The sequence below is a fragment of the Natronosalvus sp. KLKA75 genome, assembly GCF_059736265.1.
On the sequence record NZ_CM185522.1, the window covers coordinates 2,248,372 to 2,272,624 of the forward strand.

General features: G+C 63.0%; 26 protein-coding genes. 15 read left to right on the forward strand and 11 right to left on the reverse strand.

Annotated elements, in window-relative coordinates; translation table 11 throughout:
* Positions 1-74 precede the first annotated feature (74 nt).
* The 4 genes from AC6I65_RS10855 to AC6I65_RS10870 form a co-directional block, all read right to left on the reverse strand.
* Positions 75-1,244: an inorganic phosphate transporter gene (locus tag AC6I65_RS10855; protein WP_497901911.1), complete on the reverse strand. Its 1,170-nt coding sequence runs from the start codon at positions 1,242-1,244 to the stop codon at positions 75-77.
* 66 nt (positions 1,245-1,310) lie between these two features.
* Entirely contained in the window at positions 1,311-1,745 is a 435-nt protein-coding gene (locus tag AC6I65_RS10860) for a DUF6691 family protein (RefSeq protein WP_497903197.1), read from the reverse strand.
* 32 nt (positions 1,746-1,777) lie between these two features.
* The gene (locus AC6I65_RS10865) at positions 1,778-2,266 is read right to left on the reverse strand and encodes a YeeE/YedE family protein (RefSeq protein WP_497903198.1); all 489 of its coding nucleotides are present in this window, start codon (positions 2,264-2,266) and stop codon (positions 1,778-1,780) included.
* A 62-nt stretch (positions 2,267-2,328) separates the two neighbouring features.
* Positions 2,329-3,522: an MBL fold metallo-hydrolase gene (locus tag AC6I65_RS10870; protein WP_497901912.1), complete on the reverse strand. Its 1,194-nt coding sequence runs from the start codon at positions 3,520-3,522 to the stop codon at positions 2,329-2,331.
* A gap of 244 nt (positions 3,523-3,766) precedes the next feature.
* Here AC6I65_RS10870 and AC6I65_RS10875 point away from each other — a divergent pair, with 244 nt between their 5' ends.
* Genes AC6I65_RS10875 through AC6I65_RS10885 form a run of 3 tightly spaced genes read left to right on the forward strand, consistent with a single transcriptional unit; the run spans position 3,767 to position 4,855 of the window.
* Positions 3,767-4,012, forward strand: a complete 246-nt coding sequence (locus AC6I65_RS10875; RefSeq protein WP_497901913.1) for a sulfurtransferase TusA family protein — start codon at positions 3,767-3,769, stop codon at positions 4,010-4,012.
* A gap of 7 nt (positions 4,013-4,019) precedes the next feature.
* Positions 4,020-4,598, forward strand: coding sequence for a DsrE/DsrF/DrsH-like family protein (locus tag AC6I65_RS10880; RefSeq protein ID WP_497901914.1), 579 nt, complete (start codon positions 4,020-4,022; stop codon positions 4,596-4,598).
* Positions 4,599-4,600: 2 nt separating this feature from the next.
* Positions 4,601-4,855 carry a HalOD1 output domain-containing protein gene (locus AC6I65_RS10885; protein WP_497901915.1) on the forward strand — a complete coding sequence of 85 codons (255 nt, stop codon included), beginning with the start codon at positions 4,601-4,603 and terminating at the stop codon, positions 4,853-4,855.
* 110 nt (positions 4,856-4,965) lie between these two features.
* Here the strand turns inward: AC6I65_RS10885 and AC6I65_RS10890 are convergent, their stop codons facing one another.
* The 3 genes from AC6I65_RS10890 to AC6I65_RS10900 form a co-directional block, all read right to left on the reverse strand.
* Positions 4,966-6,489, reverse strand: coding sequence for an aldehyde dehydrogenase family protein (locus AC6I65_RS10890; RefSeq protein WP_497901916.1), 1,524 nt, complete (start codon positions 6,487-6,489; stop codon positions 4,966-4,968).
* 301 nt (positions 6,490-6,790) lie between these two features.
* Positions 6,791-9,091, reverse strand: coding sequence for a PQQ-dependent sugar dehydrogenase (locus tag AC6I65_RS10895; RefSeq protein ID WP_497901917.1), 2,301 nt, complete (start codon positions 9,089-9,091; stop codon positions 6,791-6,793).
* Positions 9,092-9,368: 277 nt separating this feature from the next.
* Positions 9,369-10,493 (reverse strand): multicopper oxidase domain-containing protein, encoded by a 1,125-nt coding sequence (locus AC6I65_RS10900; protein ID WP_497901918.1) that lies wholly within the window; start codon positions 10,491-10,493, stop codon positions 9,369-9,371.
* Positions 10,494-11,370: 877 nt separating this feature from the next.
* Here AC6I65_RS10900 and AC6I65_RS10905 point away from each other — a divergent pair.
* Entirely contained in the window at positions 11,371-12,597 is a 1,227-nt protein-coding gene (locus tag AC6I65_RS10905) for an orc1/cdc6 family replication initiation protein (RefSeq protein WP_253436010.1), read from the forward strand.
* A gap of 625 nt (positions 12,598-13,222) precedes the next feature.
* Positions 13,223-13,699 carry a 50S ribosomal protein L11 gene (locus AC6I65_RS10910; protein ID WP_497901919.1) on the forward strand — a complete coding sequence of 159 codons (477 nt, stop codon included), beginning with the start codon at positions 13,223-13,225 and terminating at the stop codon, positions 13,697-13,699.
* Between the two features lie 193 nt (positions 13,700-13,892).
* Here AC6I65_RS10910 and AC6I65_RS10915 read toward each other — a convergent pair whose 3' ends face one another.
* Positions 13,893-14,504, reverse strand: coding sequence for a hypothetical protein (locus AC6I65_RS10915; RefSeq protein ID WP_497901920.1), 612 nt, complete (start codon positions 14,502-14,504; stop codon positions 13,893-13,895).
* 273 nt (positions 14,505-14,777) lie between these two features.
* On the opposite strand from AC6I65_RS10915, the gene AC6I65_RS10920 reads away from it, so the two are divergent.
* Genes AC6I65_RS10920 through rpl12p form a run of 3 tightly spaced genes read left to right on the forward strand, consistent with a single transcriptional unit; the run spans position 14,778 to position 16,836 of the window.
* Positions 14,778-15,410: a 50S ribosomal protein L1 gene (locus AC6I65_RS10920; protein WP_254156754.1), complete on the forward strand. Its 633-nt coding sequence runs from the start codon at positions 14,778-14,780 to the stop codon at positions 15,408-15,410.
* A gap of 1 nt (position 15,411) precedes the next feature.
* Entirely contained in the window at positions 15,412-16,464 is a 1,053-nt protein-coding gene (locus AC6I65_RS10925; protein ID WP_497901921.1) for a 50S ribosomal protein L10, read from the forward strand.
* A 33-nt stretch (positions 16,465-16,497) separates the two neighbouring features.
* A complete protein-coding gene (gene rpl12p / locus AC6I65_RS10930; protein WP_497901922.1) occupies positions 16,498-16,836 on the forward strand; it encodes a 50S ribosomal protein P1 in 339 nt (112 codons plus the stop codon).
* Positions 16,837-16,933: 97 nt separating this feature from the next.
* Here rpl12p and AC6I65_RS10935 read toward each other — a convergent pair whose 3' ends face one another.
* A complete protein-coding gene (locus AC6I65_RS10935) occupies positions 16,934-17,110 on the reverse strand; it encodes a hypothetical protein (RefSeq protein ID WP_253436028.1) in 177 nt (58 codons plus the stop codon).
* A 479-nt stretch (positions 17,111-17,589) separates the two neighbouring features.
* Here AC6I65_RS10935 and AC6I65_RS10940 point away from each other — a divergent pair, with 479 nt between their 5' ends.
* The 3 genes from AC6I65_RS10940 to AC6I65_RS10950 all read left to right on the forward strand — a co-directional run bounded on the left by AC6I65_RS10940 (position 17,590) and on the right by AC6I65_RS10950 (position 19,368).
* Complete coding sequence (locus tag AC6I65_RS10940) at positions 17,590-18,834, forward strand: tripartite tricarboxylate transporter permease (protein ID WP_497901923.1); 1,245 nt, start codon at positions 17,590-17,592, stop codon at positions 18,832-18,834.
* An 83-nt stretch (positions 18,835-18,917) separates the two neighbouring features.
* Positions 18,918-19,097: an HVO_2753 family zinc finger protein gene (locus tag AC6I65_RS10945; RefSeq protein ID WP_253436037.1), complete on the forward strand. Its 180-nt coding sequence runs from the start codon at positions 18,918-18,920 to the stop codon at positions 19,095-19,097.
* 4 nt (positions 19,098-19,101) lie between these two features.
* Positions 19,102-19,368, forward strand: coding sequence for an elongation factor 1-beta (locus AC6I65_RS10950; protein WP_254156846.1), 267 nt, complete (start codon positions 19,102-19,104; stop codon positions 19,366-19,368).
* Between the two features lie 239 nt (positions 19,369-19,607).
* Here AC6I65_RS10950 and AC6I65_RS10955 read toward each other — a convergent pair whose 3' ends face one another.
* Together AC6I65_RS10955 and AC6I65_RS10960 are read right to left on the reverse strand one after the other, a co-directional pair.
* Positions 19,608-20,429 (reverse strand): YihY/virulence factor BrkB family protein, encoded by an 822-nt coding sequence (locus AC6I65_RS10955; RefSeq protein WP_497901924.1) that lies wholly within the window; start codon positions 20,427-20,429, stop codon positions 19,608-19,610.
* Between the two features lie 10 nt (positions 20,430-20,439).
* Complete coding sequence (locus AC6I65_RS10960) at positions 20,440-21,669, reverse strand: cystathionine gamma-synthase (RefSeq protein WP_497901925.1); 1,230 nt, start codon at positions 21,667-21,669, stop codon at positions 20,440-20,442.
* Between the two features lie 176 nt (positions 21,670-21,845).
* On the opposite strand from AC6I65_RS10960, the gene AC6I65_RS10965 reads away from it, so the two are divergent.
* From AC6I65_RS10965 to AC6I65_RS10980, 4 genes are all read left to right on the forward strand, one after another.
* Positions 21,846-22,136: a 50S ribosomal protein L21e gene (locus AC6I65_RS10965; protein WP_253436045.1), complete on the forward strand. Its 291-nt coding sequence runs from the start codon at positions 21,846-21,848 to the stop codon at positions 22,134-22,136.
* Positions 22,133-22,489 (forward strand): RNA polymerase Rpb4 family protein, encoded by a 357-nt coding sequence (locus AC6I65_RS10970; RefSeq protein ID WP_254156851.1) that lies wholly within the window; start codon positions 22,133-22,135, stop codon positions 22,487-22,489. The genes AC6I65_RS10965 and AC6I65_RS10970 overlap by 4 nt, the downstream gene beginning before the upstream one ends.
* Positions 22,490-22,601: 112 nt before the next feature.
* Entirely contained in the window at positions 22,602-23,195 is a 594-nt protein-coding gene (locus tag AC6I65_RS10975; protein WP_497901926.1) for a DUF655 domain-containing protein, read from the forward strand.
* Positions 23,196-23,361: 166 nt separating this feature from the next.
* Complete coding sequence (locus tag AC6I65_RS10980; protein WP_497901927.1) at positions 23,362-24,249, forward strand: 16S ribosomal RNA methyltransferase A; 888 nt, start codon at positions 23,362-23,364, stop codon at positions 24,247-24,249.
* The last annotated feature ends 4 nt before the right edge of the window (positions 24,250-24,253 follow it).

The window sequence follows — 24,253 nt, forward strand, 5'->3', positions numbered from 1 at the left end:
CGCGAACCCAATTTTGTCAGTCGAATCGTCAGTTCCAGAAGCTCGAGAACGTCGGTGGACGGGTTGAACCTCCGCTACAGGACGACGACTCCGTACCCGAGGCCGAACGCCAGGACGAACGACCCGATCCAGGCGAGGACCGTCACGCCGAGTTTTCGAGGACTGACTCCGCCGCTCCCACCCACAGCCAGTCCGCTGCCGATGATCGCACTGACGATGATCTCGTTGAACGAGACGGGAACACCGAGTACGACGGCCGTCTGGGCGATCAGAAACGAGGGGACGAGCGTCGAAATCGACCGCCGGGGGCCGAGCGAGGCGTACTCCTGGGAGATCGACTTGATCATTCGCGGCGCGCCGGTCCAGGAGCCCACGAGGATCCCGAGTCCGCCACCGGTGAGGATCGCCGTGGTCGAGACGGTCATCGCCGCCTCCTGTTCGACCAGCGGAAGCAGGGGGCCGACCGCGAGTCCGACCTGACTCGCCCCCGCAGAGAAGGCGACGAGTCCCCCGAGCGCGAGCAGAAACCGGCGAAGGCCCCCGGCCTGGTCACGGCTGACGTCCCAGCGGACCAGCAGGCCCACTGGAATCGCGACGAACGCGGATGCGACCCCCGATCCGACGAGTCCCTCGAGCGGGATAAACCGGCTTCCGGCCGCCGCTAGCGTCCCACCTGCGGACGCGAGGAACGCGAACTCGAGGTTCGCGACGACGGCGCCGACGAGTACGGCCAGGATCGGCACGCTCACCCGTTCGGGGACGTCAGCGCGCGGCAGGACGCTCGCGATTCCGTAGGCGATCCCACCGCCGACGAACGGCGTCAGGACCCACAGCGCTCCGATTTCGGCGTACTTCGAGGGAACGGGTTGTCCACCGAGTGCGAATCCGACGCCGATCACCGCGCCCGTGACGGTGAACGCGGTCGCGATCGGATACCCCGTCACGATGCCAATCGCCATCAGGCCGGCGCCGATCAGGAGAACGACGATGACGGTGCTGGGCGGGAGCGTGACTCCCTGCACGAGGCCGCGGCCGACGGCGTCCGAGACGCTTCCGCCCTGTGTAACCGCGCCAGCGAATCCGAGGAGACCGACCACGAACGCCGCCCGCATGGTCGAGATGGCGTTCGCGCCGACCGCCGGGGCGAACGGCGTCGCGCCGCTCGAGCCGGCGCCGATCACCCAGGCCATGAACAGGCTGGCGAGTGCCGCGACGCTGAAGAGCGCAATCGTTGTGGGGTCCATCGTTGGTGTCGTGTTGACTGGAAAAAGTGTGCTCATTCACTCGAGTGAGTCGTCAGTCGTCGCCTCTCAGTCCGCACTCGACGGTGTCGTCCCGCTCGAGGCACGCTGGCTCTGCCAGACCCCCTGGAGGTAGGCGCCGGCGAACATCCCGACGATCGCCCACAGGATCGTGACGTTCCCGATCCCGAGGCTGGCGTAGGCCGCGCCGGGACAGATTCCGGAGAGGCCCCAGCCGACGCCGAAGATACCGCCGCCGATCAGGACGTTCCGATCGAACGACTTCAGGCGGCGACCGTAGGTGTCGCCGGTCAGCGGCGCCCGTTCGCGGAGCCGCGGCGTGACCCAGAACGCGATGCCCGAGATGATCGCCGCGCTGAACATCACGAACAGCAGTCCGAAGTCGTCGAACTGGAGGAAATCCAGCACGACCTCCGGCCGGGCCATGTGACTGTAGGCGAGACCGAACCCGAAGATCAGGCCGCCGACGAGGATTAGCGGCATGAACAGCGGGTGTCGTTCGGGTGCACTCGCGCTCATGGGCTCACCCCCAGTGCGGAGACCAGTTGTGCGGTCACGATTGCCACCGCCAGGAACGTCACGACACCGACGATCGAGGTCTTCGAGGCCGAGCCGACGCCGCAGACGCCGTGGCCCGACGTACAGCCCTTACCGACGCGCGTGCCGATGCCGACGAACACGCCGCCGACCAGGAGTCGCCACGGCTGGACGTCGGTCGTCCAGGCACTGCCCTGCCAGACGACGGCGTAGACCGCCGCCCCCAGGACGATTCCGAGGGTAAAGACGACGCGCCAGTCTCGAGACGCCCGATACTGCTGGAACCGGGACTGGTCCGAGACGTACGACAGCGTCGACTCGAGGAACGTACTCGCACCGGCGGCGATGCCCGTCCCGAGGTAGATAATGACCGCGCCGAGACCGACGAATAATCCCCCGATGGCGTACCGCGAGATGCCGTTCGGGAAGAGGTTGGCGGGCGGCGCCAATTGCAGTGGCAGGTGCAGTTGTAAGGGCAGTTGCGGGTACAGTTGTAGGGGCAGGAGTTCAGCGATCACGGGTATCTGGATCAGTCGTCAGCCAGGGAATCCTGGCTGGCGGCGCAGTTGTTCGGGCCGAGCTCGAGTTCGAACGCCTCGTCGTCCTCGGCGGTCTGCTGTCCCAGGTTCGTCGCGATGATGTCCTCGTAATTAGCCGGACGAGGCGGCATGTTCGAGAGGATCAGGTCGACGAACTCGTCTTCGTCCATCGTGAGTGCGTCCATGCGGTCGACGAGGTCGCCGATCGGCGCCGTGTACGTCCCGTCCTCGGCGGGGACGGCCGCGTCGCTGAAGTGAGCCCCGCCGACGAGCGTGTCCTCGGGTAAGGTCAGCACGCGCTCTTGCAGCGATTCGTACAGCGTGCGTGCGGCGTCTTCCGCGCCGTCGTCGCCCTCCTCGAGGTCCGGTCGGGCGACGCTCTCGATGAACAGGCCGTCACCGGTCGCGAGCAGGCCGTCGTCGATCAGGTAGGAGGTCATCCCGGAGGTGTGCCCGGGCGTGTAGACCGCCTCGATCGTGGCGTCGCCGACCGCGAATTCGTCACCGTCCTCGGCCAGCGTCACGTCGTCAGTGTAGGTGACCCCGCGGTCGGTTGCGGGCACGGGGAGAACGCCCTCGACGCCCTCCTCGGCGAGCGATCGAAGCCCCGAGATGTGGTCCGCGTGTACGTGCGTGTCGAACGCGTACGTCAGGTCGACGCCGAGGTCGTCGGCGTCCTCGAGGTAGCGGTCGGTGAAGGCACGTAGCGGGTCGATCACGGCGGCGTCGTCACCGTCGTAGAGCAGGTAGCCCAGACAACCCGAGGAGGGGCGCTGGTACTGGACCAGGGTACCGGCGCCGTCGTAGTTCGTGACTTCGTGGGCTTCGTAAATGCGCGCCCACCCGTTCATCCCGTCCTCGAGGTGGTTGACATCGTAGCCGCGTTCCTCGAGCGCCCCGGCGACGAACTCGCTGGCGCCGCCTTTCGCACAGAGAACGGTGACTTCGCGGTCGTCCGGAATCTGTGCAAGCACGTCGTCGTCGATTTCGTCGTCCAGGAATTCGAAGTACGGAATATTGATCGTCTCGACGATGTCATCCTCGATACGCCACTCGTCGTAATCTGATTGCATGCGAGCGTCAAGGATCGTGACCGAATTCCCCTCGTCGATGCTGGCTTTCAACTCCGCAGGCGTGATCGAATCGACTGCAACGTCGGGCGTTGGAAAGTCCATTTCGCTCATGGTGTACATCCCTCTGTACCGGGTGCTCCCACTTAAGGGTTTGTATGGTAGTTCCATATTTGTGCAATACTGCCTCCGTCGTTTGGTCGACGATATCTCGAATAACGCACGTGGCAGTGCGCACAAGCAGATATAGCCATCACCCCTGCATTGCGGTGGTTCATCACCAGGGCAATAATCGATACTCTTTTATTCTCCCAATCGGTATTGTGGGATAGCTCCAATACAGAGCACACAATCATCAATGAGTTCAGAGTACACCGTTACGGAGACGCTCGACGTGAAAGGACAGTCCTGCCCAATGCCTATCGTGAAGACCAAGCAGGCCATCGACGACCTCGACGACGGCGACGTCCTCGAGGTCGTGGCGACCGACTCGGGTAGCATGAGCGACATTCGAGGCTGGGCCGAGGGAACCGACGGCGTCGAACTCCTCGACCAGGTCGAATCGGACGATCTCTACACGCACTACGTGAAGAAGACTGCGTGAGCATACAATGAGCACCGACAACGCAACCCCGTCCATCGACGACACCGAGTTCGACGCCGCCGACGTGGAGGCCCTGCTCGAGCGCGTCGAGGAACTCGAGGACACCGTCGCCGACCTGGACGACGACCAGAAGAAGATGACGATCGTCGCGACCCAGGGCAGTTTCGACATGGCGTACCCGCCGCTGATCCTCGCGAGTACGGCAGCAGCCTTCGGCTGGGACGTCGTCGTCTTCCACACGTTCTGGGGGCTCGACATTCTCCACGAGGAGAAGTCCCAGAACCTCAAGCTGAGCGCCGTCGGAAACCCGAACATGTCGATGCCGAACGCCCTCGCTGCGCTCCCCGGGATGGACTCGATGGCGACGAAGATGATGCAGAAGAAAATCGACGAGAACGGCACGGCCACCATCGAAGAGCTCATCGACCTCTCACTCGAGACCGGGGTCGACCTCCAGGCCTGCCAGATGACCATCGAGCTGATGGACTACGACGAGGACGACTTCTACGACGGCGTGACGACCGGCGTCGGGGCCGCGACGGCACTCCAGCATATGGCCGAGTCGGACATCCAGCTGCTGGTCTAACCGTGCACACGACACCAGACGATGCAGCCGGTTCGTGGGCGACGGATCCGAGTTTGCGCGTCATCGAAACCGTCGCCGAGGCCGATGGAATCGATCCGGAAGCCTGTCATCCACCGCTCAACGACGTCGTCGATCCGTCCGCTCTCGACCAAATCTTTCCGGAGAGTGGACCAGCGGCACCGTTCAGGCAGGTGAGCTTCGAGTACCGTGGCTACGCCGTCACCGTCCACTCCGACGGTCGTGTCACGCTCGAGTGAGACACTCCTTTCTGTGACTGCGTTCGGGGTCGAGAAGTGTGTGACTGCGTACGGATTCGAGAAATATTGCTCGCACCGAACCCGAGCGGAAGGTCGCTCACGCGTACGTATTAGAACGGATACTCCCGGCGGTCGTGCTGGAGCGAGATCCACTTCTTCTCAGTCATCTCGTCCATAATGTCAGTGCTGTTGTAGCCGCCGACGCCGGACGCCTTCGTTCCGCTGAATGGAACGTGGGCCTCGTCGTTGACCGGCTGATCGTTGACGTGAACCATCCCCGTCTCCATCCGCTCGGCGATTTGCATTCCCGTTCCGACGTCGCCGGCGTGGACCGATCCCGAGAGGCCGTACTCGGTGTCGTTGTGGACTTCGATCGCCTCGTCGACGCTCGAGACGCTGATCACCGGTGCAATCGGGCCGAAGTGTTCGTTGCACGCGGCGGCCATGTCGTTCGTGACGCCGGAGAGTACAGTCGGGGCGACGAGCAAGGAGTCGCTGGTCTCGTATTCGCGCTCGTCAGGTCCTCCATCGCCGCTATCCATCGGCACCGTCTCGCCGCCCGTCTCGAGCGTTGCCCCGGCCTCGACCGTCTCATCGACGTAGCCCAGCATCTCATCGCGCTGGGATTCGTCGATGACCGGACCGACCACCGTGTCGGAGTCGTGGGCGCTTCCCACCGGGAGCGACTCGGCGCGGTCGGTGAGTCGGTCGACGTACTCGTCGTAGACGTCCTCGTGCACGATGTGGCGGTTGATGGAGATACAGACCTGTCCCTGGTGGACGAAGGTCCCGAAGACCGCCGAATCGACGGCCGCCTTGAGGTCGGCGTCGGCGGTCACGATATGTCCGTTGTTTCCGCCCAACTCGAGGGCGATCACGGAGAGGTTCTCGCCGCCGGTCGTCGCGACGCCACGGCCGACCGGGGTCGAACCGGTGAACGCGACGACGTCGCTCTCGGGGTGGGCGACCACCGGATCGCCAATCTCTGAGCCGCTCCCGGTGACGACGTTCAGCAGGCCGTCCGGCAAGCCCGCCTCTTCGTACAGTTTCGCGATGAGGAGCCCACCCGTGATCGGCGTGTTCGACGCGGGTTTGAGCACGACGGCGTTGCCCGTCGCGATGGCGGGCGCGACGGCCCGCCCCGAGAGATTGAGGGGGAAGTTCCACGGCGAGATGACCGTGACGACGCCCTGCGGTTCCCGCCTGACGAGGTTCTCCTTGCCCGGGACGTTCGAGTCGACCTGCTCGCCCTTCATGCGGCGAGGGAGCGTGGCCGCCTCCATCGCCTGGTCCGCAGCGATCTGGACCGACGTTTCGCCCATGATCCGGGACCCGCCCGCCTCGTGCGCTAGGAGATCGACGATTTCGTCTTCGTACTCCTGAAGCAGGTTCGCCACCTCGAGGGCGACGCGCTCGCGCTCGATGGGTGGGGCCTCTCGCCACTCGTGCTGGGCCGCTGCGGCTGCCTCGAACGCGGCATCGACGTCGGCTTCCGTCCCCGCGGGGACGCGGGCGACCTCCTCTCGAGTCGAGGGGTCCTCGACCGAGATCCCCTCGTCGCCGTCTGGTTCCGCCCATTCGCCGCCGATGAAGAGTGCGTTCCAGTCTGCGTCGATCGAGAAGGTATCCGGCATATTCTCTCCCATGGGAATCCGCTGTGTAATACCCAGGCTTGCCTCTTCAGACGTGGTGGAATTGATGGACAGGCGCTTCAACTGCCACGCAGATATACTGTCGTACAGGTCGAGATTTCCCCGATCGTTGTGCTGGGCTCACAGACCGTCTCGAGCCTGGTCGTCCCAACTCGAGGTAGGTTCGTCGCCGTTACTGATGCAGCGTTTCGTCTCCGGTCTCGAGACGAAGTTGCGTCACCGTCCTCCGGGGCGAACGTTGAGTTGCGTCACCTACCGAGACGAAGTTACGCAACCATCACGATCACGCGGTATCGTTCCCGTCACCCCCGTTGGAGTCGGTTTCGTTATCGTTGGCGGTTTCGTTATCGTCGTCCGTTCCTTCGTTCTGCTCCGTATCGTTACCCGCGTCGCTTTCACCGTCGTCCGTCTCGCTTTCTTCTCCGTCGCCCTCTTCTCCTTCGCCTTCTTCACCTTCTCCGTTGCCTTCCTCTCCCTCACCCATTTCCTGTGCGATCGAGTCCTCGTGCGGTTCGATCTCCTCACCGTCCTCCTCCGAGACGATGCGGAACACTTCGCCCGTTTCGCCGTCAGTGTACCGTGCCGTCGTCAGGACGTACAGCTCGCCGTCGTGATCCCGACCGAACGAGAGGATGAACCGGTTGATCGCGTTCTCGGGCGCGTTGGCAACCGAAAGTCGGTTGATGTCCCACAGGTCCTCCTCGCTTCGATCGGCCATCGGTTCGTACTCCTCGAGCGGCGACGCGAAGAGCGCCCCCGAAGGTCGTTCGAACGCGTCGCTCCAGTCGCCGAAGACGTAGTGACCCTCGAGCGCCGGTGCCGCCTCGCCCTCGTAGACGTAACCGCCGGTGATCGAGATGCCGAGCGTCTCGTCGCCGACCTGGTGAGGGTAGTGGATGACGGGATCGAGCAGCGGTTCGCCGCCGCGAACGTCGTCGGGGGTTTGCGACGGGCACTCCGAGGGCGACTGGCTCGGATCGGCCGTCGAGAAGCACTCGATGCCCTCCTTGACGTTCCAGCCGTAGTTGCCGCCGTTCTCGACGATGTTGACCTCCTCGTACAGGTTTTGCCCAACGTCCGCGACGAAGAGACGACCCTCGCCGTCGAACGAGGCCCGCCACGGGTTGCGAAGCCCCCAGGCGAAGTACTCGTCGAAGCCGTCCTCGCTGTCGACGAACGGGTTGTCGTCCGGGATGGCGTAGGGTTTCCCGTCCTCGCCCTCGTTGTCGACGTCGATCCGGTGAATCCCGCCGAGCAGGGTTTCGGTCGTGTTCTGGGCGTTGCCGCCCTCGTTCTCGTCGTACCAGTCTTCCAGGTGGCCGAAGCCGACGTCGTCCGCTCCGCCGCCGTCGCCTAATGCCCAGTACAGGTAGCCGTCCGGCCCGAATACGACGGGGCCGCCGTTGTGGTTGAACTGCGGTTCGTCTACCTCGATGAGAATCCGCTCCGAATCGAGGTCGACCGACGCGAAGTCCTCCGTCGCCTGGAACTCGGCGAGGACGGCGGTGTGGTCGTAGGACTCTTCCGCTTCGTCCTCCTCGCTCGAGTCTTCGCTGCCGTTCTCCTCGTCGGTCCCGTTGGCATCGTCAGTCCCGTTGTCGTCGTCGGTCTCGCTGTCGTTGTCGTCACTCGCGTTCTCGTCGGTAGTACTGTCGGTCTCGTTGGCCTCGTCACTCGAGTCGTCCCCGGTTTCGGACTCACCCTCGACGCCACCATCGCTCGAGTCCTCACGCAGTGGGGCGCTGTAGTAGACGAAGAGTCGACGGTTCTCCTGGTAATCGGGGTGGAACGCGAGTCCAAGGAGGCCGCGCTCGTCGAATCCCGCATCCGTCGCGGCGCCGACGTCGACCATCCGATCGCTGAGGTCGAGGAACTCGGTCGGTTCGCCACTGTCGCTGTCGACGTGGTAGATCTGGCCTGGTTGATCGTGCACGTAGTAGCAATTTTGCTGACCGGGCGCCACCTCGAATCCGACCGGCGAGACGAACCCGTCGGCGACGCGCTCGAGTCCGATCGTGGGTCCCTCGCCGATGACGTCGGTCGTCTCCTCCTCGGTATCTTCGCCGTCGTCACCGTCGGCTGGTTCTCCGATCTGGATGTCGCCGCGCATCGTCCCCGGGTGGACCGAACAGTAGTACTCGGCCATCTCCTCGGTCGCCTCGAACTCGAGGGTCTGGGTTTCGCCTTGCTCACTCATGATTTCCGTCCCGACGATGTCATTGCCGTCGGCGTCCAGGATGATGATGTCGTGAGGCAAGCCGTCGACGTTCTCCCAGGTTATCGAGTACGTCTGTCCGGCCTCGAGCGTCAGCGTCGGGTTCGTCTCCCCTTCGATATCGGTTGGCGACCGCCCCTCCCAGCCGGAGGTGTTGCCGCCGAGTTCGATCGTGGTTTCTTCCTGGGCGACGGTAAGTCCGCTGAGGCTGGCTACGGCGCCCGCCGTAGCGGTCGCCCGAAGAAAGGTTCGCCGTGACGGCCACGTTCGTCGACTCGTCCCGTCGCGTAATTCTCTCTCGAGTGTCGTCCGTGCGGTGTCGGACGCCTGCTCGTTGTCAGGTGCCCGTCCGTTGTCGTTTGGTTTCATGTCCCTTCGAGAACAACTCCTGATACCGGAATAACGTGAAGCGACTGTTACGGTGGGTAATCGAGGCTTCGTCGAGGTAGTGATCCTTTTCTTCGAGAAACAGTCTCGAGCGGTGTCGGTGATTGAATAGGATGCGGAGAGCCAGACTCGGGCGAGAGTTGAACTCGAGGAGAGAGTAGATGCAGTGAGAGTAGATGCAGTGAGAGTAGATGTAGGGAGAGTCGATTCAGGAAGAGTAGATACAGGAAAGAGCGTCTGAGATCAGGCCACGACTTGCTCAGCCCTCGTAGCCTGCGTGCCCCATGAGTTCGCTGAAGATGTCGGTATCCATGACGTCTCGGTAGACGATCGCACTGACCATGCCGCCGGGATAGAAGTTCCCGTTCATCGCGTGGTCGACCTTGTGACAGTGCATCAGGTAGATACCGGGATCGGCGTTCGCCTCGAACTCGATCGTGTGGCGCTCCGCGGGCGCGACGTTAGTGATGTCGCGCTCGTACTGCGCCGCTTCGGGGATCTGGCCGCCGTCCTTCTCGACCAGACGGAAACGGTGGTTGTGCGTGTGCAACGGGTGAGACATGTACCCGGCGTTGACGAAGTGGAGCCTGACCGTGTCGCCCGAATCGACGATCATCGGCGAGCCGTCTTCGGGGTGGAGCGTCCGGGGAAGGCTCTTTCCGTTGATCGTGAACACGTCGGGGTTACGCTGGCGAGGGCTGTAGTCGACGTCCTCACCATTCATCTGCCTGGGGACGCGCGAGTCCCAGTCCTTGACCGTCATGAAGTACTCCTTGTCGGCTGGTTCGTACCCCTTCGGATCGACGCGGAAGATGCCGTACATCCCCATGTCGATGTGCCGGTTCGTCTGGTAGTGACAGTGGTAGAGGTGCGTCCCCGGAACGTTCGCCGGGATCGTGTAGGTGTGTTTCTCGCCCGGGTCGACGCGAATACCCGTCGTCGTCGGTACGCCGTCGTTCTCCCAGGTCTTGTGTGAGCCGTGGAAGTGGAGCGTGTGGGGGTGACTCCCGTCCGTGTTGTCGAGCGTCACTTCCATGTCGTTGCCCTCGGTCGTCCGCAGGATCGGCCCCGGGACGCTGGGTTCGCGATCGTCGGCCTGGAACGCCCAGACCTGCGGGAACTCAATGGGGCCGCCCATCGACTCGAGCGGGTGGACGGGATGTCGTGAAGTGACACTCCGCAACGTGACTTCACCGCCCTGCTCGTCGACCTGGACGACCGACGGCGAACTTGTCGTCGGGAGATCTGACTGGGCAGCGGCTTTCGAATTCAGGTTCATCGGTGACTGACAGCCGGCGAGGACGGCAGCGCCAGTTCCGCCGGTTGCAGCCAGATATTCGCGCCGCGAGATGCCAGTTCCAGGGGCTCCGATGTGATCGGTCATGTACACTTGACCGTATGAACTCCCGTAGTATAGCGGGCCACGCCAGTTCTTAACCGCTGGGAATACGAACGAAGATGTTCGTCTAGATGACTTAAAGAGAGAGTGGGGCCAATTCGTGGTCTGTCCGTTCGATAGGCCTTTCGTGAGGTGTCCCACCCCACCGTGTCGAGTGTTTTTGGGAGTGGGGAGCGGTGGTCGGCCGAGGGGTGGAGGGGTGAGAGACCCCACTTTGTCGAGTGTTTCGGGCTGGAGGGATAGTGGTGTCTTCGGGAAGGGAGACTTGTGACCTCTTCGGGAGGATAGCCTCGGGACATCTCCGGAGCAGGAAGATGTTCGAAGCAGCTTTAGGAAGTAAACTCGAGACAGAACGGTGCCTCGAGGGTGAGCATCTGGCAGAAGAGTAGGATAATGACGTCACCGGAGAAGAAAATCACGTCGATATTGGAATATCGAAAAGATAGTTATTGTCGAACGCAAACTCCCGTCAAAGGAACAAAACCGGCGATTCGGATGCGTCATCAGAACCGCCTCAGCAGAATCGCCGAGTGAGAGGTTCGAATCGAGTGTACGTCACTGAAAAGGTGTCTTCGGGTTACACGTGCGGTGGAAAACTCGAGGTGTGAACTCGACTATCGACGGGGTGTGAATTCAGCTATCGAGGTGGGCTATCTGGGATCTCGATACGACCCGTCTCGACGCGCCAGAACTTGACTCAAAAGGGCGACCAGGTCAAAATCCCGAGGCGTGCCGAAACACTCGACACGGTGGGGTGTCCGCCTCATCAGGGGACGACAGAGACAACCAAGGACGATCCGTCCGAACACTCGACGCACTCGACACGGTGGTTTTATATATCTTGCAGCGAGCAGTCCAACTAATGCCGCTGTTCGATCGGGACACGTCGATTTTCTCCGACGAGGACGTGCTACGGGAGGACTATCAACCGGAGTCGATCCAGGAACGAGACGAAGAGATCGACACGTACATGGCCTCTCTCCAGCCCGTCATCAACGGAGCACAGCCACGGAACCTGTTTCTCTACGGCAAGGCCGGCGTCGGGAAGACGGCCGTCACTCGCTATCTCCTCTCCCACCTCGAGCGAGACGTCGATGCTTACGACGACGTCGCGCTGACCGTCGTCTGGCTCAACTGTAACAATCTCTCTTCTTCCTACCAGGTCGCCGCGAACCTCGTCAACGAACTGCGACCGCCGAGTCAACAGATCAGTACTACCGGCTACCCGCGCCAGACCGTCTTCGACATGCTCTACACCGAACTCGAGAGCATCGGTGGTACCGTCCTGATCGTCCTCGACGAGATCGACCACATCGGCGACGATGATGGCATCCTCTACGAACTCCCGCGCGCTCGAGCGAACGGCTACCTCTCGTCGGTCAAACCCGGCATAATTGGCATCAGTAACGACCTGAGCTTTCACGACAGTCTCTCCCCGAAGGTCAAGGACACGCTCTGTGAGGAGGAGGTTCACTTTCCGCCGTACACCGCCGGCGAGTTGCGATCGATTCTCGAGCAGCGAGCGGAGAACGCGCTGTACGAAACCGCCTACGAGACGAACGTGCTCTCGCTGTGTGCAGCACTCGCCGCCCAGGACACGGGGAGTGCTAGGCAGGCACTGGATCTGCTCTACAAGGCCGGAGATATCACGCGTGCGGCGGACGAGACGACCATCAGAGAATCGCACGTGCGCGACGCCCAGCAGGCGCTCGAGCGCGGACAGATCCGCCAGGGAATGATGGAGTTGACCCGACACGGTCACCTGGCGCTGGCGGCGGTGCTCAGCATCGCGATCGGTGACGAGACGCCCGCCCGCGTTCGCGAAATCTACCCCGAATACTCGGCGATCGCCGAACGGTTCGGGACGAAGCCCCTCGTCCGTCGACGGATGCACGATCACCTCTCCGATCTGGCCATGCAGGGAATTTTGAAGCGGTACGCCCGCAACCACGGTCGGTCTGGTGGGCAGTACTACGAGTACGATCTCGACGTGACACTCGAGTTGGCCCTCGACGTCGTCGACGAACTCGAGGACGTCGACATCTCGCTCGAGGCCGTTCGTGGTGCGAAACTGCGGGGGTTACGGTGACTGCGAGGGTACGGTGACTGCGAGGGTACGGTGATCGACAACCGCCTGGACGAAAGCTACACCATCGTGAACTAATCGTCCGTTCGGGTCGAATAGTTCGCTATCTCGAGTCGCCGTCAACCTCCATTGATCCCAGTCGTCGAGTTGTCGTTTTCCATCGACCTGCCAGCCGAGTTGTTCCCATCTTCCATCGTCTCTTGAGTCGCCCTCCGTTCGACCCTCCACTAGCGTTGGCTGAACACTCGACACAGTGGGGTGGGGGTGTAATCTTCAGGACCCCCTGTCCTCGAGCCAACGGATATTCACTCTCGTTCGCCTGAATGCGATCCGAGACGGACGGTCGCCCGATTAAACACTCGACACGGTGGGGTAGGTCACCCAGATGTCCGAATATTTTAGACGTCTTCTCCTATTCTGACCGTTCCCCGCCGACGCAGGGAAACACTCGACACAGTGGGGTGGGTGAGTCACGGAAGTCGAGTAGCTCCCCTTCGATCCGACTCGGCACGGTCTCATTGAGGATTACTCGTCTCGTCTCACTCGCTACGTTACCCTCTCACACGTTTATCGGGCCGGACTGGACCGAATGGCAACCCTTAAAACTCGAGCGAGGATTCATTCGGGTATGGCTGGAACCATCGAAGCGCTCGTACCGGGTGGCCAGGCCAATCCTGGCCCGCCGCTCGGTCCCGAGCTCGGACCGACGCCCGTCGACGTACAGGCGGTCGTCAACGACATCAACGAACAGACTGCGGCCTTCGACGGCACCGAAGTGCCGGTTACCATCGAGTACGAAGACGACGGCAGCTATTCGATCGCCGTCGGTGTCCCACCGACGGCCGCCCTCGTCAAGGACGAGGCCGGATTCGACACGGGAAGCGGCGAACCGCAGAAGGACTTCGTCGCCGACCTCTCGATCGATCAGGTCAAAACGATCGCCGAGCAGAAAAAGCCCGACCTGCTCGCCTACGACACGAAGAACGCGGCCAAAGAGGTCGTCGGCACCTGCGCCTCAATGGGCGTCACCATCGAAGGCGTCGACGCTCGCGAGTTCAAAGCGAAAGTCGACGACGGCGAGTACGACGACGTTCTCGTCGAGTGACGACTCGAGCACCGAGCTGTCACCCACTTCTCCATCACATTCGGTGGTTCGAGTAGCAGCCGCTACCGTCCTCGCTTCGTCTCACTACGTCCAATTCGGCTCACCACGTCCACCTTGCCTAGTCACGTCCAATTCGGCTCACCGCGTCAAACTGTCCGTTACGTCCAGAATGCTGCAACAATCGCTCGAGTGCCTACACCTTGTTCGCCGGTGGAACGACCCGTTCCTCTGGCTGGCGAACGCCACCGTTCCCGACGAGCACTCGAGTACCGGCACCGACCCCCAGCGCGGTGGCTATCGTGACGAATGCGATTCCGAGAACCGGGACGAGCGCGGAAACCCCACCGAGGAGGCCGCCTGCGATCACCCAGACGGCGGTCCGAGACAGGCCGACTCGGGTCGCAATCGTCGCCCCGATGGCGACGTAGCCGAGTGCCGCACTCACCGGAAGTACGATCACGCCGATGCCGACGAGTGGAATCGCGAAGAAAATCCCGACCGGCGAGGACGAAAGGAGGATGCCGGTGTAGAACAGGCCGCCGAGGACGAGCGCACCTGGAAGACCGATACACAGGGAGATGACCGGACTCCGTCTGGAAACCTCGAGCGTCTTCGTCCCCGAATACCGGAGGATTCCGAGCGCAGCCCCGCCGACCAAGACGATCGCGACGGCCTGAATGACGGCCTGCTCCAGCGGCGACAGCCCGATAAACGCCGCGACCGCTTGTTCGTACACGTGAACGGACCCGCTCTCGCCCTCTCCCCCGACGCCCCCAACGATAGCGTATAAATCTATCGGCCCCATTGTCGCGTCCTACATCTGCCACGATAATGTATATTTCGGTCAATTGCACATTCATAATTTCTAATTGGTAGTCTTTTCTGAATCGGTCGGGGCGAACCACGCGCTCGAATTGCGTCGACCGCCTGGGCCAATTCGAGGCCACGAAACTCCTCGCTCCTCGAGGCGCGGAGTTCGACGGGTTTAAGTTCGCCATGACACTTTCTCAAAGCGAGACAGGCATGGCCTGTTTCACTGACCCGTAGGAGCATACCCTGCGTACTACGGAGGTGAACGATGGCAAATTCGGATATCGAAACAGCAGTCACTCGCGCACTCGAGGACGCGCCCGATCGGAACTTTACCGAGACGGTCGACCTTGCGATCAATCTGCGCGATCTAGACCTCAACGAACCGTCGAATCGTGTCGACGAGTCCGTCGTGTTGCCGTCTGGAACCGGCCAGGAGACCCAAATTATCGTCATCGCCGAAGGCGAGACCGCCGTCCGCGCCGAGGAGGTCGCGGACCAGGTGCTTTCGGGGAGCGACGTGGCCGATCTGGACGACGACGACGCCAAAGATCTGGCGGACGAAACCGACTTCTTCATCGCCGAGGAGGCGATGATGCAGGACATTGCGCGGCACCTGGGGACGATCCTGGGCCCGCGAGGGAAGATGCCGGACCCGCTCTCGCCCGACGACGATGTCGTCGAGACGGTCAACCGACTGAAAAACACCGTGCAAGTTCGCTCGCGGGACCGACGCACGTTCCACACGCGCGTCGGTGCCGAGGACATGGGCGCCGAGGACATCGCCGACAACATCGACGTCATCCTCCGGCGTCTGCACGCCGACCTCGAGAAAGGCCCACAGAACATCGACTCCGTCTACGTGAAGACGACGATGGGGCCGTCCGTGGAGGTGGCCTGAGATGAGCGCCGAAGCACAGGCGGAAGCCGAACGCAAGACCGAGAACCTTCCCGAGTGGAAGCGCGAGGAGGTCGACGAACTCGAGACCCTCATCGAGGACTACGAGAGCGTCGGCGTCATCGGCATCACCGGGATCCCCTCGAAGCAGCTGCAGGACATGCGTCGCGGCCTCCACGGCACCGCCGTGGTCCGCGTCAGCCGCAACACCCTGCAGACGCGCGCGCTCGAGTCCGGCGGACTCGACGACCTCGTCGAGCACGTCGACGGACAGGTCGGCCTGGTCGCGACGAACGCGAACCCGTTCGCCCTGTACAAGGAACTCGAGGCCTCGAAGACGCCCGCGCCGATCAACGCCGGCGAGGTGGCCCCGAACGACATCGTCATCCCCGAGGGTGACACCGGGGTCGACCCCGGGCCGTTCGTGGGCGAACTCCAGCAGGTCGGGGCCAATGCCCGGATCGAGGAGGGTTCGATCCAGGTCATGGAGGACTCGACCGTCCTCGAGGCCGGCGAAGAAGTGTCCGCGGACCTCGCGAACGTCCTCAACGAACTCGGCATCGAGCCCAAGGAAGTGGGTCTCGACCTGCGCGCCGTCTTCTCCGAGGGCGTGCTGTTCGACCCCGAGGACCTCGACATCGACGTCGAGGCCTACGAGAGCGACGTGCAGACGGCCGCGGCCTTCGCACGCAACCTCTCGATCAACGCGGGCTACCCGACGGCCCAGACCGTGCCGACGATCATCGCGAAGGCGACGGGCGAGGCCAAGAGCCTCGGCCTCCACGCGGCGATCGAGAACGACGACCTCATGCCCGACCTCGTCCGCAAGGCCGACGCGCAACTGCGCGCGATCGCGGCCCAGATCGACGACGAGGAGGCGCTCCCGGAGGAACTCCAGGGCGTCGAGGCCCCCGCCGCGGACGCGGGTGCGGCAGGGTCTGAGGAAGAATCGAGCGACGACCAGAACGGCGACGAGTCCGAGGCCGCTGATGATGACGAAGACGAGGACGATGACGACGGTGACGGCGCAGAAGGACTCGGCGCAATGTTCGGATAACACAGACACAAACACACTACGAGGATTACACCAATGGAATACGTTTACGCAGCACTCATCCTGAACGAGACCGACGAAGAGATCAACGAAGACAACCTGACCGGCGTGCTCGAGGCCGCCGGCGTCGAAGTCGAGGAATCCCGCGTCAAGGCGCTCGTCGCCGCGCTCGAGGACGTCGACATCGACGAGGCCGTCTCCGAGGCCGCTGCGGTCCCCGCTGCCGGCGCTGCCGCCGGCGGTGCGGCCGCCGCCGCCGACGAGGACGAGGCCGAGGAAGCCGAAGAGACCAGCGACGTGCCGGACACGACGGACGACGACGATGACGAGGAAGAGGAGGCCAGCGGCGAGGGCCTCGGCGAACTCTTCGGCTAAATCGGGTTTCGACGTTTCACACTGATTTTTTCGGAGTCAAACTAACGTGAGAGCCACAGCACCGTTACTGCCTAAAACCGTTGGCCGACGATAGGCCTCAGTCAAGCGGCGTCGTCAGGCTGGTCACGCCGGTCGCGAGAACCAGTCCGACGACGACCGCTGCCACTGTGGCTCCCCATCCAAGTTGGTAATAGAGCAAGAATCCGTTCATACTGACGAGGACGCACACCATCACGAGGATGACGTACGTTCGGTACTTCTCAGTTTGAGCCATGTGTTTATCCATATCTGAAAGAGGATTTATTTTACGAAACCGACGTCTAAGTCAGCGACCTCCGTTGCACCCGTCGAGATCAACTCAATCGGTCACGGGCCCGTCGCCTCGTAGAGTCTCCAACTCGCTCCTCCGGTGAGAGTGACACCAAACTTCGACCTCGAGATGGTAATCTCGAGCCATCCAAGAATCACAGCCCACGTATGTTCGTAATCGATATGAACACCAATCAGGGTGAGATAAGTTCGATTCAGTTCCGTCGAAAGGGTGGTCGAGAGACCATACCTGTCGTGAGACACTTCGGTGGTACAGGCAACGCCACCCGGTTCGTACGTGTCCGTCTTGATCGGAAGGTCGAGACTCGAGTCCGGGGATTTTCTGCCACAAAGACTCAGACAATTTCGTTATCTGGAGTCCGATCGGGGAACGACCAGTGGTCTACTCGAGTTTAAGTACTGAAACGCGCCCAGACGCGACCAATGGCACAGGCGTTCCTCGAGGTGACCGTAAATCCGACGTTCACGGCCGCCCTCCTGTGCTGGATCCTCGGCGGTGCCGCCCTCGGTTCGGTCAGCGGCCTCATTCCCGGGTTGCACGCGAACAACTTCGCCCTCTTGCTCGCAGGCGTCGCCCCGTCGGTTCCCGGTCCAACGCTGTTCGTCGGCTGTGCGATGCTCTCGGCGGGCGTCGTCCACACCTTCCTGAACGCCGTCCCGGCGATGGCCCTCGGAGTCCCCGATGCCGAGATGGCCGTTACGGCGCTACCGGGCCACCAGCTGGTACTCGAGGGCCGGGGCTTCGAGGCGATTCGGCTCTCGGCGGTCGGGAGCCTGTTGGCCGTCCTCGTGGCGATTCCGCTGGCGATTCCCGTGACCGCCGCCGTCACGGCCGTCTACCCCCAACTACGAGCCAACCTCTCGGTGTTGCTCGTGGTGATCGTTCTCGCTCTCGTACTCTCGGAGTCCACGTGGCGGCGTCGCTTCGCCGGTCTCTTCTCGTTTTCGCTCGCGGCGACTCTCGGGTGGGCGACGCTCGATCTGTCGCCCGATGCACCCCTCGAGGCCGGTGGGATGCTCGCGCCGCTGTTCGCCGGCCTCTTCGGTGCGCCGGTGTTGATCGACGCCGTTCGGGGCGGCGGCGTCCCGCCACAGGGAGGAACGATTCTCCGGATGTCCCGACCGCTACTTCTGGTGACAGCTGTCGCCGGCGCGCTGTCCGGTGCCGTCGTCGGTTACCTCCCCGGCATCTCCGCGGCTATCGCCGCAGTCGCCGTTCTCGTCGTCCTCCCAGGTGGGGCCACTGCCCGGAGTTACATCGTGGCGACGAGCGGCGTCGATACGGCCAATACGATCTTCGCGCTCTTCGCGCTCGTCGCCATCGGCCAGCCACGTTCGGGTGTCATGGTCGCCTTTCAACGCGTCGATGCACCGCTCGAACTTCCCATCCTCCTCTCCGGCATCGTCCTGGCCGGCGTCATTGGGTTCGCGCTGGTGATCGTCGTCGGGGACGCCTACCTCGAACTGGTCGGTCGACTCGAGTACTGGCGGATTTCGGCGGCGGTGCTATCGATGCTGGTCTGTCTCGCGTTCCTGTTCGCAGGTCCGATCGGCGTTCTCACGTTCGGCGTGGCCACCGTCGTCGGGCTGGTTCCCGTCCGCCTGCAGGCCAGGCGCGTCCACCTGATGGGCGTGTTGATCGGTCCGTTAGCTCTCGCCGGGCTCTGAGAAGCGACGAGGCTCGAGAGGGTGAGTGACCGCCGGTAATCCGAAAGACAACCGTTAAAAGCGACGGGCGGGAAGAAGCGAGTATGAGTTCCACGGACCGACGGGAGACTCGCTCGTGCGTCTCCTGTGGGATCAACATCGCGGGCACGAACGCCGCGTCGTTCAAGTGCCCCGACTGTGGCGCACAGATCTACCGCTGTGCCAAGTGTCGCAAACAGAGCAACCTCTACGAGTGCCCCGACTGTGGGTTCCTCGGCCCCTGATACCATGGGAAAAGTAGCCGCCAAGATCAAAGTCATGCCGCAGAGTCCCGATATCGACCTCGACGCGCTCCAGGAGCGCCTCGAGACCGCCCTCTCAGAGGGCGCGAAGATCAATGGCGTCGAGCGCGAGGAAGTCGCGTTCGGCCTCGTCGCGCTCTACCCGACCGTCATCGTCCCCGACGGTGCCGGTGGCACCGAGGGCGTCGAAGAGGCCTTCAGCGAGGTCGAGGGCGTCGAGAGCGTCAACGTCGAGAACGTCGGGCGTATCTGAGTAGGACCCGTTTACCGATTTTTCGTCCCATCGCCTCCACCTCGAGTGACGACGTTCGTCCATTGATTCGTGTCGTCGCGACCGATGACCGCCGAGCGCGAGTGTGCCTCGGTGTACTCGAGTCAGCGACCGCTCAGCGCGGTCCCATCGGATCGTTTCGACTGGCCGTCACAAATCGATTTTACTATAGAATAGATAGTTCGTCCACTACAGCAGAGGGTGCGCCGGTGATCGCGCGATCAATCGATCGTCCATCGATCCTCGGCTTCGGCCCGGCCTGCTTTGACGGCGTTGAGGACGATTCCCGCGAGCAGCGCCAGTGCTCCCAGGTACAGCCAGGTCAGGAGTAACATGACGGCGCCGGCGACGCCGTACAGTTCGACGCTTTCGGCGGTCGTCAGGTAGAGCCGGAAGCCGAACGCACCCACGGTCCAGGACACCGCCACGAGGACGGCGCCGGGCAGCGCTTCCCTGAACGTCACGGCTGACGGCGAAAACTGGTAGAACATCGGGAAGAAGACGGCAAACAGTGCAACTGCTAGGAGCGGGAGGCTCACCACTAGGGCCACCGTCTTGCCAGCAGTGGTCAGGAGGCCGACCTGCACGACGATTATCGAGACGAGGGCGAGGGCGACCGTCACGAGTACCAGGCAGGTGTCTCGAGCGGTCTGGCGAAGCGACCGTTCCGCCTGGACGCCGTAAACGTGACCGAACGCGCGGTTGATCGACTGGAACGTCGTGAACGAACTCCAGGCGAGAATGGCGGCGGCGATCGCCGCGGCCCGCCCTCGACCCGACCCCTCGCCGATCATACCGTCCATCGTGGAGATCAGCGATTCCGGGTCGGCCCCGAACGCGGGTGCCGCGAGCTGGAGGATGCTCTCGAGCCAGCCGACGGTCGTCATCCCGATGAGGACGAAGATGACCAGCGGGATCAGGGTGTTGAAGATGTAGAACGCGACGCCCGCGGCGACGAGAGCGAAGCCGTTCTCTCGAGCGACGGCGACGACACGTCGGGCGGTGGATTCGTCTATGGGGAGTGATCGTTCGAGTTGGCTCATTCGGATTGGCTCATTCGAGCGCCACTTCGATCGACTGATCGAGGTCCCCGATCAGGTCGTCGACGTGCTCGATGCCCACCGAGACGCGGATCAGGCTGTCGGTCAGACCGGCCGCGATGCGCTCTTCGCGGGGGATCGCCGCGTGAGTCATCGGCGCGGGCTGTTCGATTAGGCTCTCGACGCCACCGAGGCTCTCGGCGAGGGTGAACACCTCCGTGTTCGAGACGACGTCGCTGGCCTGCTCGAGCGTGCCGTCGAGTTCGAAGCTGAGCATGCCCCCGAAGTCGTCCATCTGCCGGGCCGCGATCTCGTGGCCGGGGTGACTCTCGAGGCCGGGGTAGTAGACGCGGTCGACGTCGGGGTGCTCGTCGAGCCACTGAGCGATGACGCGGGCGTTCTCGCAGTGGCGATCCATCCGGACGGGGAGGGTCTTGGTTCCGCGGAGGACGAGGAAGGCGTCGAACGGGCCGGGGGTCGCGCCCACGGAGTTCTGGTAGAAGCCGAAGCGCTCGTCGAGCTCAGCGTCGTTCGTCAGGAGCGCCCCGCCGACGACGTCGGAGTGGCCGCCGAGGTACTTGGTGAGCGAATGACTGACCACGTCGGCGCCCAGCTCGAGCGGGCGCTGGAGGTACGGCGTGGCGAATGTGTTGTCGATGGCGCAGATGGCGTCGTGGTCGTGGGCAATCTCGGCAGCGCCCTCGATGTCGACGATGGACATGAGCGGATTGGTCGGGGTCTCGAGCCACAGGAGTTCGGTGTTGTCCTGGAACGCCGCGTCGATCGCCTCGAGATCGGTCATGTCGACGAAGGTGAATTCGATCTCGTACTGCTCGTAGACCTGGGTGAAGATGCGGTGGGTGCCGCCGTAGACGTCGTTTCCGGTGACGACGTGGTCGCCGGACTCCAGCAGGTTGCAGACGGTGTTGATCGAACCCATGCCGCTCGAGAAACAGCGGCCGTACTCGGCACCTTCGAGGCTCGCGAGGTTAGCCTCGAGGTCGTCACGCGTGGGGTTGCCGGTTCGTGAGTACTCGTAGCCGCGGTGGTCGCCGGGGCCGTCCTGTTCGTACGTCGAGTTCGCAAAAATCGGTGTCATGAGAGCGCCGGTTTCGTCGTCGGGCTCCTGGCCCGCGTGGATCGAACGGGTCTCGAAGCGGAACGTCCCTGTGGCGTTATCTTCACCGTCACCGGCACCGTTACTATTACCGTTGCCATCGTCGGTACCGCGATCGTCACTCATACGTACGGAGGCAACCGCCGGCGGGATTACTGTTCCCTTTCTCGGTCGAGATTCCCGACTCCTCGATTACGAATTGCCTCACCTGTAGCTTCCTCGAGCGGCAGCCGTGACTCGAGACGAGACGGGTCGAGAACGTGCGTTTTATAACCGTCACCGGTCAAGAGCGTCGTACGACTATGCCGAACTCGAACGGACCTCGTCAGGGAACCCGGCGAAAGCTCTCGAACAATCCCCGCGATCGTGGGACCTCGCCGCCGCAACGTGCGATTCAGGAGTACGACGTGGGCCAGAAGGTCCACCTCAAGATCGACCCGAGCGTTCCGAAAGGGCGCTATCACCCACGGTTCGACGGCCACACCGGTGAGGTCGTCGGCAAACAGGGCAAAGCCTTCAAAGTCGAGATCACCGACGGCGGGAAGGCGAAGACGCTGATCGTCACCGCTGCCCACCTCCGCGCCCAGGAATGACGATCTTCAAAGAGATCGTCGACGAGGAGTACTTGACGGTCTCGGAGACGAAGGACCTCCTCGAGGACATCGAGACCGAACGAGCGCTCGACGACGAGCGCGAGCTGCGATACGAACTCGCGCGCGCCATCGAGCACGTCAACCGCTTCGCCATCCTCGAGACCGAGGACGCGAACGCCCTCGTCGAGGACCTCCAGGACCTCGAGAAGGTCGACGAGCCAACGGCGTACAAGATCGTGAACTTGCTCCCGCGGGACCGACAGGAGCTTCGAACCGTGTTCGCCCAGCAGCGCTACTCCGTCTCGGGTGACGAACTCGACGAGATTCTCAACGTCATCGCGAAGTACGTCTGAGGACGGTCCCATCGAGGGCGTCGTCGTGTCCGACTTCGGCTCGCTGTACGTCGTTCGCGCGAACCGTCGCTGAGCCGACTCTTTAAGTATTCCGTCGCCGTACTGCGAGTCAATGAGCGAAGCCGACAGCGATGAGACGGACGTGGACGTGCGCCGAGCGGTCGTGCTGGATTATCTGGCCCACGGGCTCTCGGGTGGCCGCCGTCGCTACCAGCAGTCACCGGCCGGCTACGCCCTCGGCGTGGACGACTTCACGCTGTACCAGGTCGCCTTCGACGAGGACGCTCGGCTCACGATTGGCACCCGAGTCGTCGTCGAGCCCTCAGCAGAGCGCGACGTCGTCGAGGAGTGTCACCCCGTCGAGTACGACGACCTCTCCTCGGGTGCCCAGTCGGAACTCGAGTACGTCATCGCCGACCTCATCGAGGAGAACGAACAGCGGTTCGTGGACTTCTACAACGATGCCCAGCCGATCACGCTTCGGCTCCACCAGCTCAACCTGTTGCCAGGCATCGGGAAGAAACTCCGGAACAACATCCTCGACCAGCGAAAGCGAAAGCCCTTCGAGAGCTTCGAGGACCTCGAGGATCGGGTTTCGGGACTGCACGACCCCGACGAGGTGCTGGCGAATCGGATCCTCGAGGAGTTGCGGGACGAGGACCTCAAGTATCGGACGTTCGTGGGCCGAGACCAGCGCGACGAGTAGCGTGCTCTCCTTTTCGTCTTCACTGCCGGTTGCGAGCAACGGCTATTCACGCGACGACTTCACGCAACGACTATTCACGCGATAGCTTTTGTCCAACGACTATTCACGCGAGTAACGCGCTCTCGAGACGGTGCGTTTACGGCCCCCTGCCACCTATGCCCGGGCAATGAGAGATCCAGACGGGTTAATCGCAAGGGCGGGGGTTCGCGGTGATCCCGACCGCGATCAACACTTTCTCGTCGACGATCGCGTCCTCGACCGGTTGCCGACGTATCTCGAGTCGATCGACCTCGACGACCCACCGGACACGCGCGAGAATTCGATCGAATCGACCCGCGAGGTGACGAGCCACCTCCTCGAGATCGGCGGCGGGACAGGTGCGCTCACGGACCGACTGCTCGCCGTTGCCGACGAAGTGACCGTCGTTGAACGAGACCGGCGGCTGGCCGCGTTTCTCGAGGAAGAGTTCGCCGAGGAGGTCACGGCTGGCCGCCTGACCGTCATCCAGGGCGACGCCCTCGAGGTCGACTTGCCCTCCTTTTCGGCGTCGGTCTCGAACCTACCCTATGGCGTGTCGAGCCAGATTGCCTTTCGCCTCCTCCCCGAAAAGCGCCCGCTCGTCCTGATGTTCCAGCAGGAGTTCGCCGAGCGAATGGTCGCCGAGCCGGGGATGCCCGAGTACGGGCGGCTGTCGGTGTCGGCCCAGCACTTCGCGGCCGTCGAAATCGTCGAGACGATCCCGAAGGAGGCGTTTTCGCCGCCGCCGCAGGTCGAGAGTGCAGTCGTCCGGTCGACCCCGCGGACGCCCGACTACGAGGTCGCCGACGAGGCGTTCTTCCTGCGGTTCGTCAAGGCGGTGTTCACCCAGCGACGGAAGACGATACGGAACGCGATTCGCAATACGGCTCACATCTCGGGGCTCGATGACGCGGACGCCGTCGTCGAGGCGGCGGACGAGGATCTGCTGGGTAAACGGGCGGGGGCCGTCACGCCCACCGAGTTCGCCGAACTGGCGACCCTCGCCGACGAGGTGGGCCGTTCGGGTGAGGGGTGAGAAT

Coding starts and splice junctions, on each gene's coding strand:
- AC6I65_RS10895 (WP_497901917.1), bottom strand. CDS start 9,091: ATGAAACCAAACGACAACGGACGGGCACCTGACAACGAGCAGGCGTCC.
- rpl12p (WP_497901922.1), top strand. CDS start 16,498: ATGGAATACGTTTACGCAGCACTCATCCTGAACGAGACCGACGAAGAG.
- AC6I65_RS10935 (WP_253436028.1), bottom strand. CDS start 17,110: ATGGCTCAAACTGAGAAGTACCGAACGTACGTCATCCTCGTGATGGTG.
- AC6I65_RS10855 (WP_497901911.1), bottom strand. CDS start 1,244: ATGGACCCCACAACGATTGCGCTCTTCAGCGTCGCGGCACTCGCCAGC.
- AC6I65_RS10905 (WP_253436010.1), top strand. CDS start 11,371: ATGCCGCTGTTCGATCGGGACACGTCGATTTTCTCCGACGAGGACGTG.
- AC6I65_RS10860 (WP_497903197.1), bottom strand. CDS start 1,745: ATGCCGCTAATCCTCGTCGGCGGCCTGATCTTCGGGTTCGGTCTCGCC.
- AC6I65_RS10900 (WP_497901918.1), bottom strand. CDS start 10,493: ATGACCGATCACATCGGAGCCCCTGGAACTGGCATCTCGCGGCGCGAA.
- AC6I65_RS10910 (WP_497901919.1), top strand. CDS start 13,223: ATGGCTGGAACCATCGAAGCGCTCGTACCGGGTGGCCAGGCCAATCCT.
- AC6I65_RS10960 (WP_497901925.1), bottom strand. CDS start 21,669: ATGAGTGACGATCGCGGTACCGACGATGGCAACGGTAATAGTAACGGT.
- AC6I65_RS10970 (WP_254156851.1), top strand. CDS start 22,133: ATGACGATCTTCAAAGAGATCGTCGACGAGGAGTACTTGACGGTCTCG.
- AC6I65_RS10925 (WP_497901921.1), top strand. CDS start 15,412: ATGAGCGCCGAAGCACAGGCGGAAGCCGAACGCAAGACCGAGAACCTT.
- AC6I65_RS10955 (WP_497901924.1), bottom strand. CDS start 20,429: ATGAGCCAACTCGAACGATCACTCCCCATAGACGAATCCACCGCCCGA.
- AC6I65_RS10890 (WP_497901916.1), bottom strand. CDS start 6,489: ATGCCGGATACCTTCTCGATCGACGCAGACTGGAACGCACTCTTCATC.
- AC6I65_RS10920 (WP_254156754.1), top strand. CDS start 14,778: ATGGCAAATTCGGATATCGAAACAGCAGTCACTCGCGCACTCGAGGAC.
- AC6I65_RS10880 (WP_497901914.1), top strand. CDS start 4,020: ATGAGCACCGACAACGCAACCCCGTCCATCGACGACACCGAGTTCGAC.
- AC6I65_RS10875 (WP_497901913.1), top strand. CDS start 3,767: ATGAGTTCAGAGTACACCGTTACGGAGACGCTCGACGTGAAAGGACAG.
- AC6I65_RS10945 (WP_253436037.1), top strand. CDS start 18,918: ATGAGTTCCACGGACCGACGGGAGACTCGCTCGTGCGTCTCCTGTGGG.
- AC6I65_RS10940 (WP_497901923.1), top strand. CDS start 17,590: ATGGCACAGGCGTTCCTCGAGGTGACCGTAAATCCGACGTTCACGGCC.
- AC6I65_RS10980 (WP_497901927.1), top strand. CDS start 23,362: ATGAGAGATCCAGACGGGTTAATCGCAAGGGCGGGGGTTCGCGGTGAT.
- AC6I65_RS10870 (WP_497901912.1), bottom strand. CDS start 3,522: ATGAGCGAAATGGACTTTCCAACGCCCGACGTTGCAGTCGATTCGATC.
- AC6I65_RS10915 (WP_497901920.1), bottom strand. CDS start 14,504: ATGGGGCCGATAGATTTATACGCTATCGTTGGGGGCGTCGGGGGAGAG.
- AC6I65_RS10975 (WP_497901926.1), top strand. CDS start 22,602: ATGAGCGAAGCCGACAGCGATGAGACGGACGTGGACGTGCGCCGAGCG.
- AC6I65_RS10965 (WP_253436045.1), top strand. CDS start 21,846: ATGCCGAACTCGAACGGACCTCGTCAGGGAACCCGGCGAAAGCTCTCG.
- AC6I65_RS10950 (WP_254156846.1), top strand. CDS start 19,102: ATGGGAAAAGTAGCCGCCAAGATCAAAGTCATGCCGCAGAGTCCCGAT.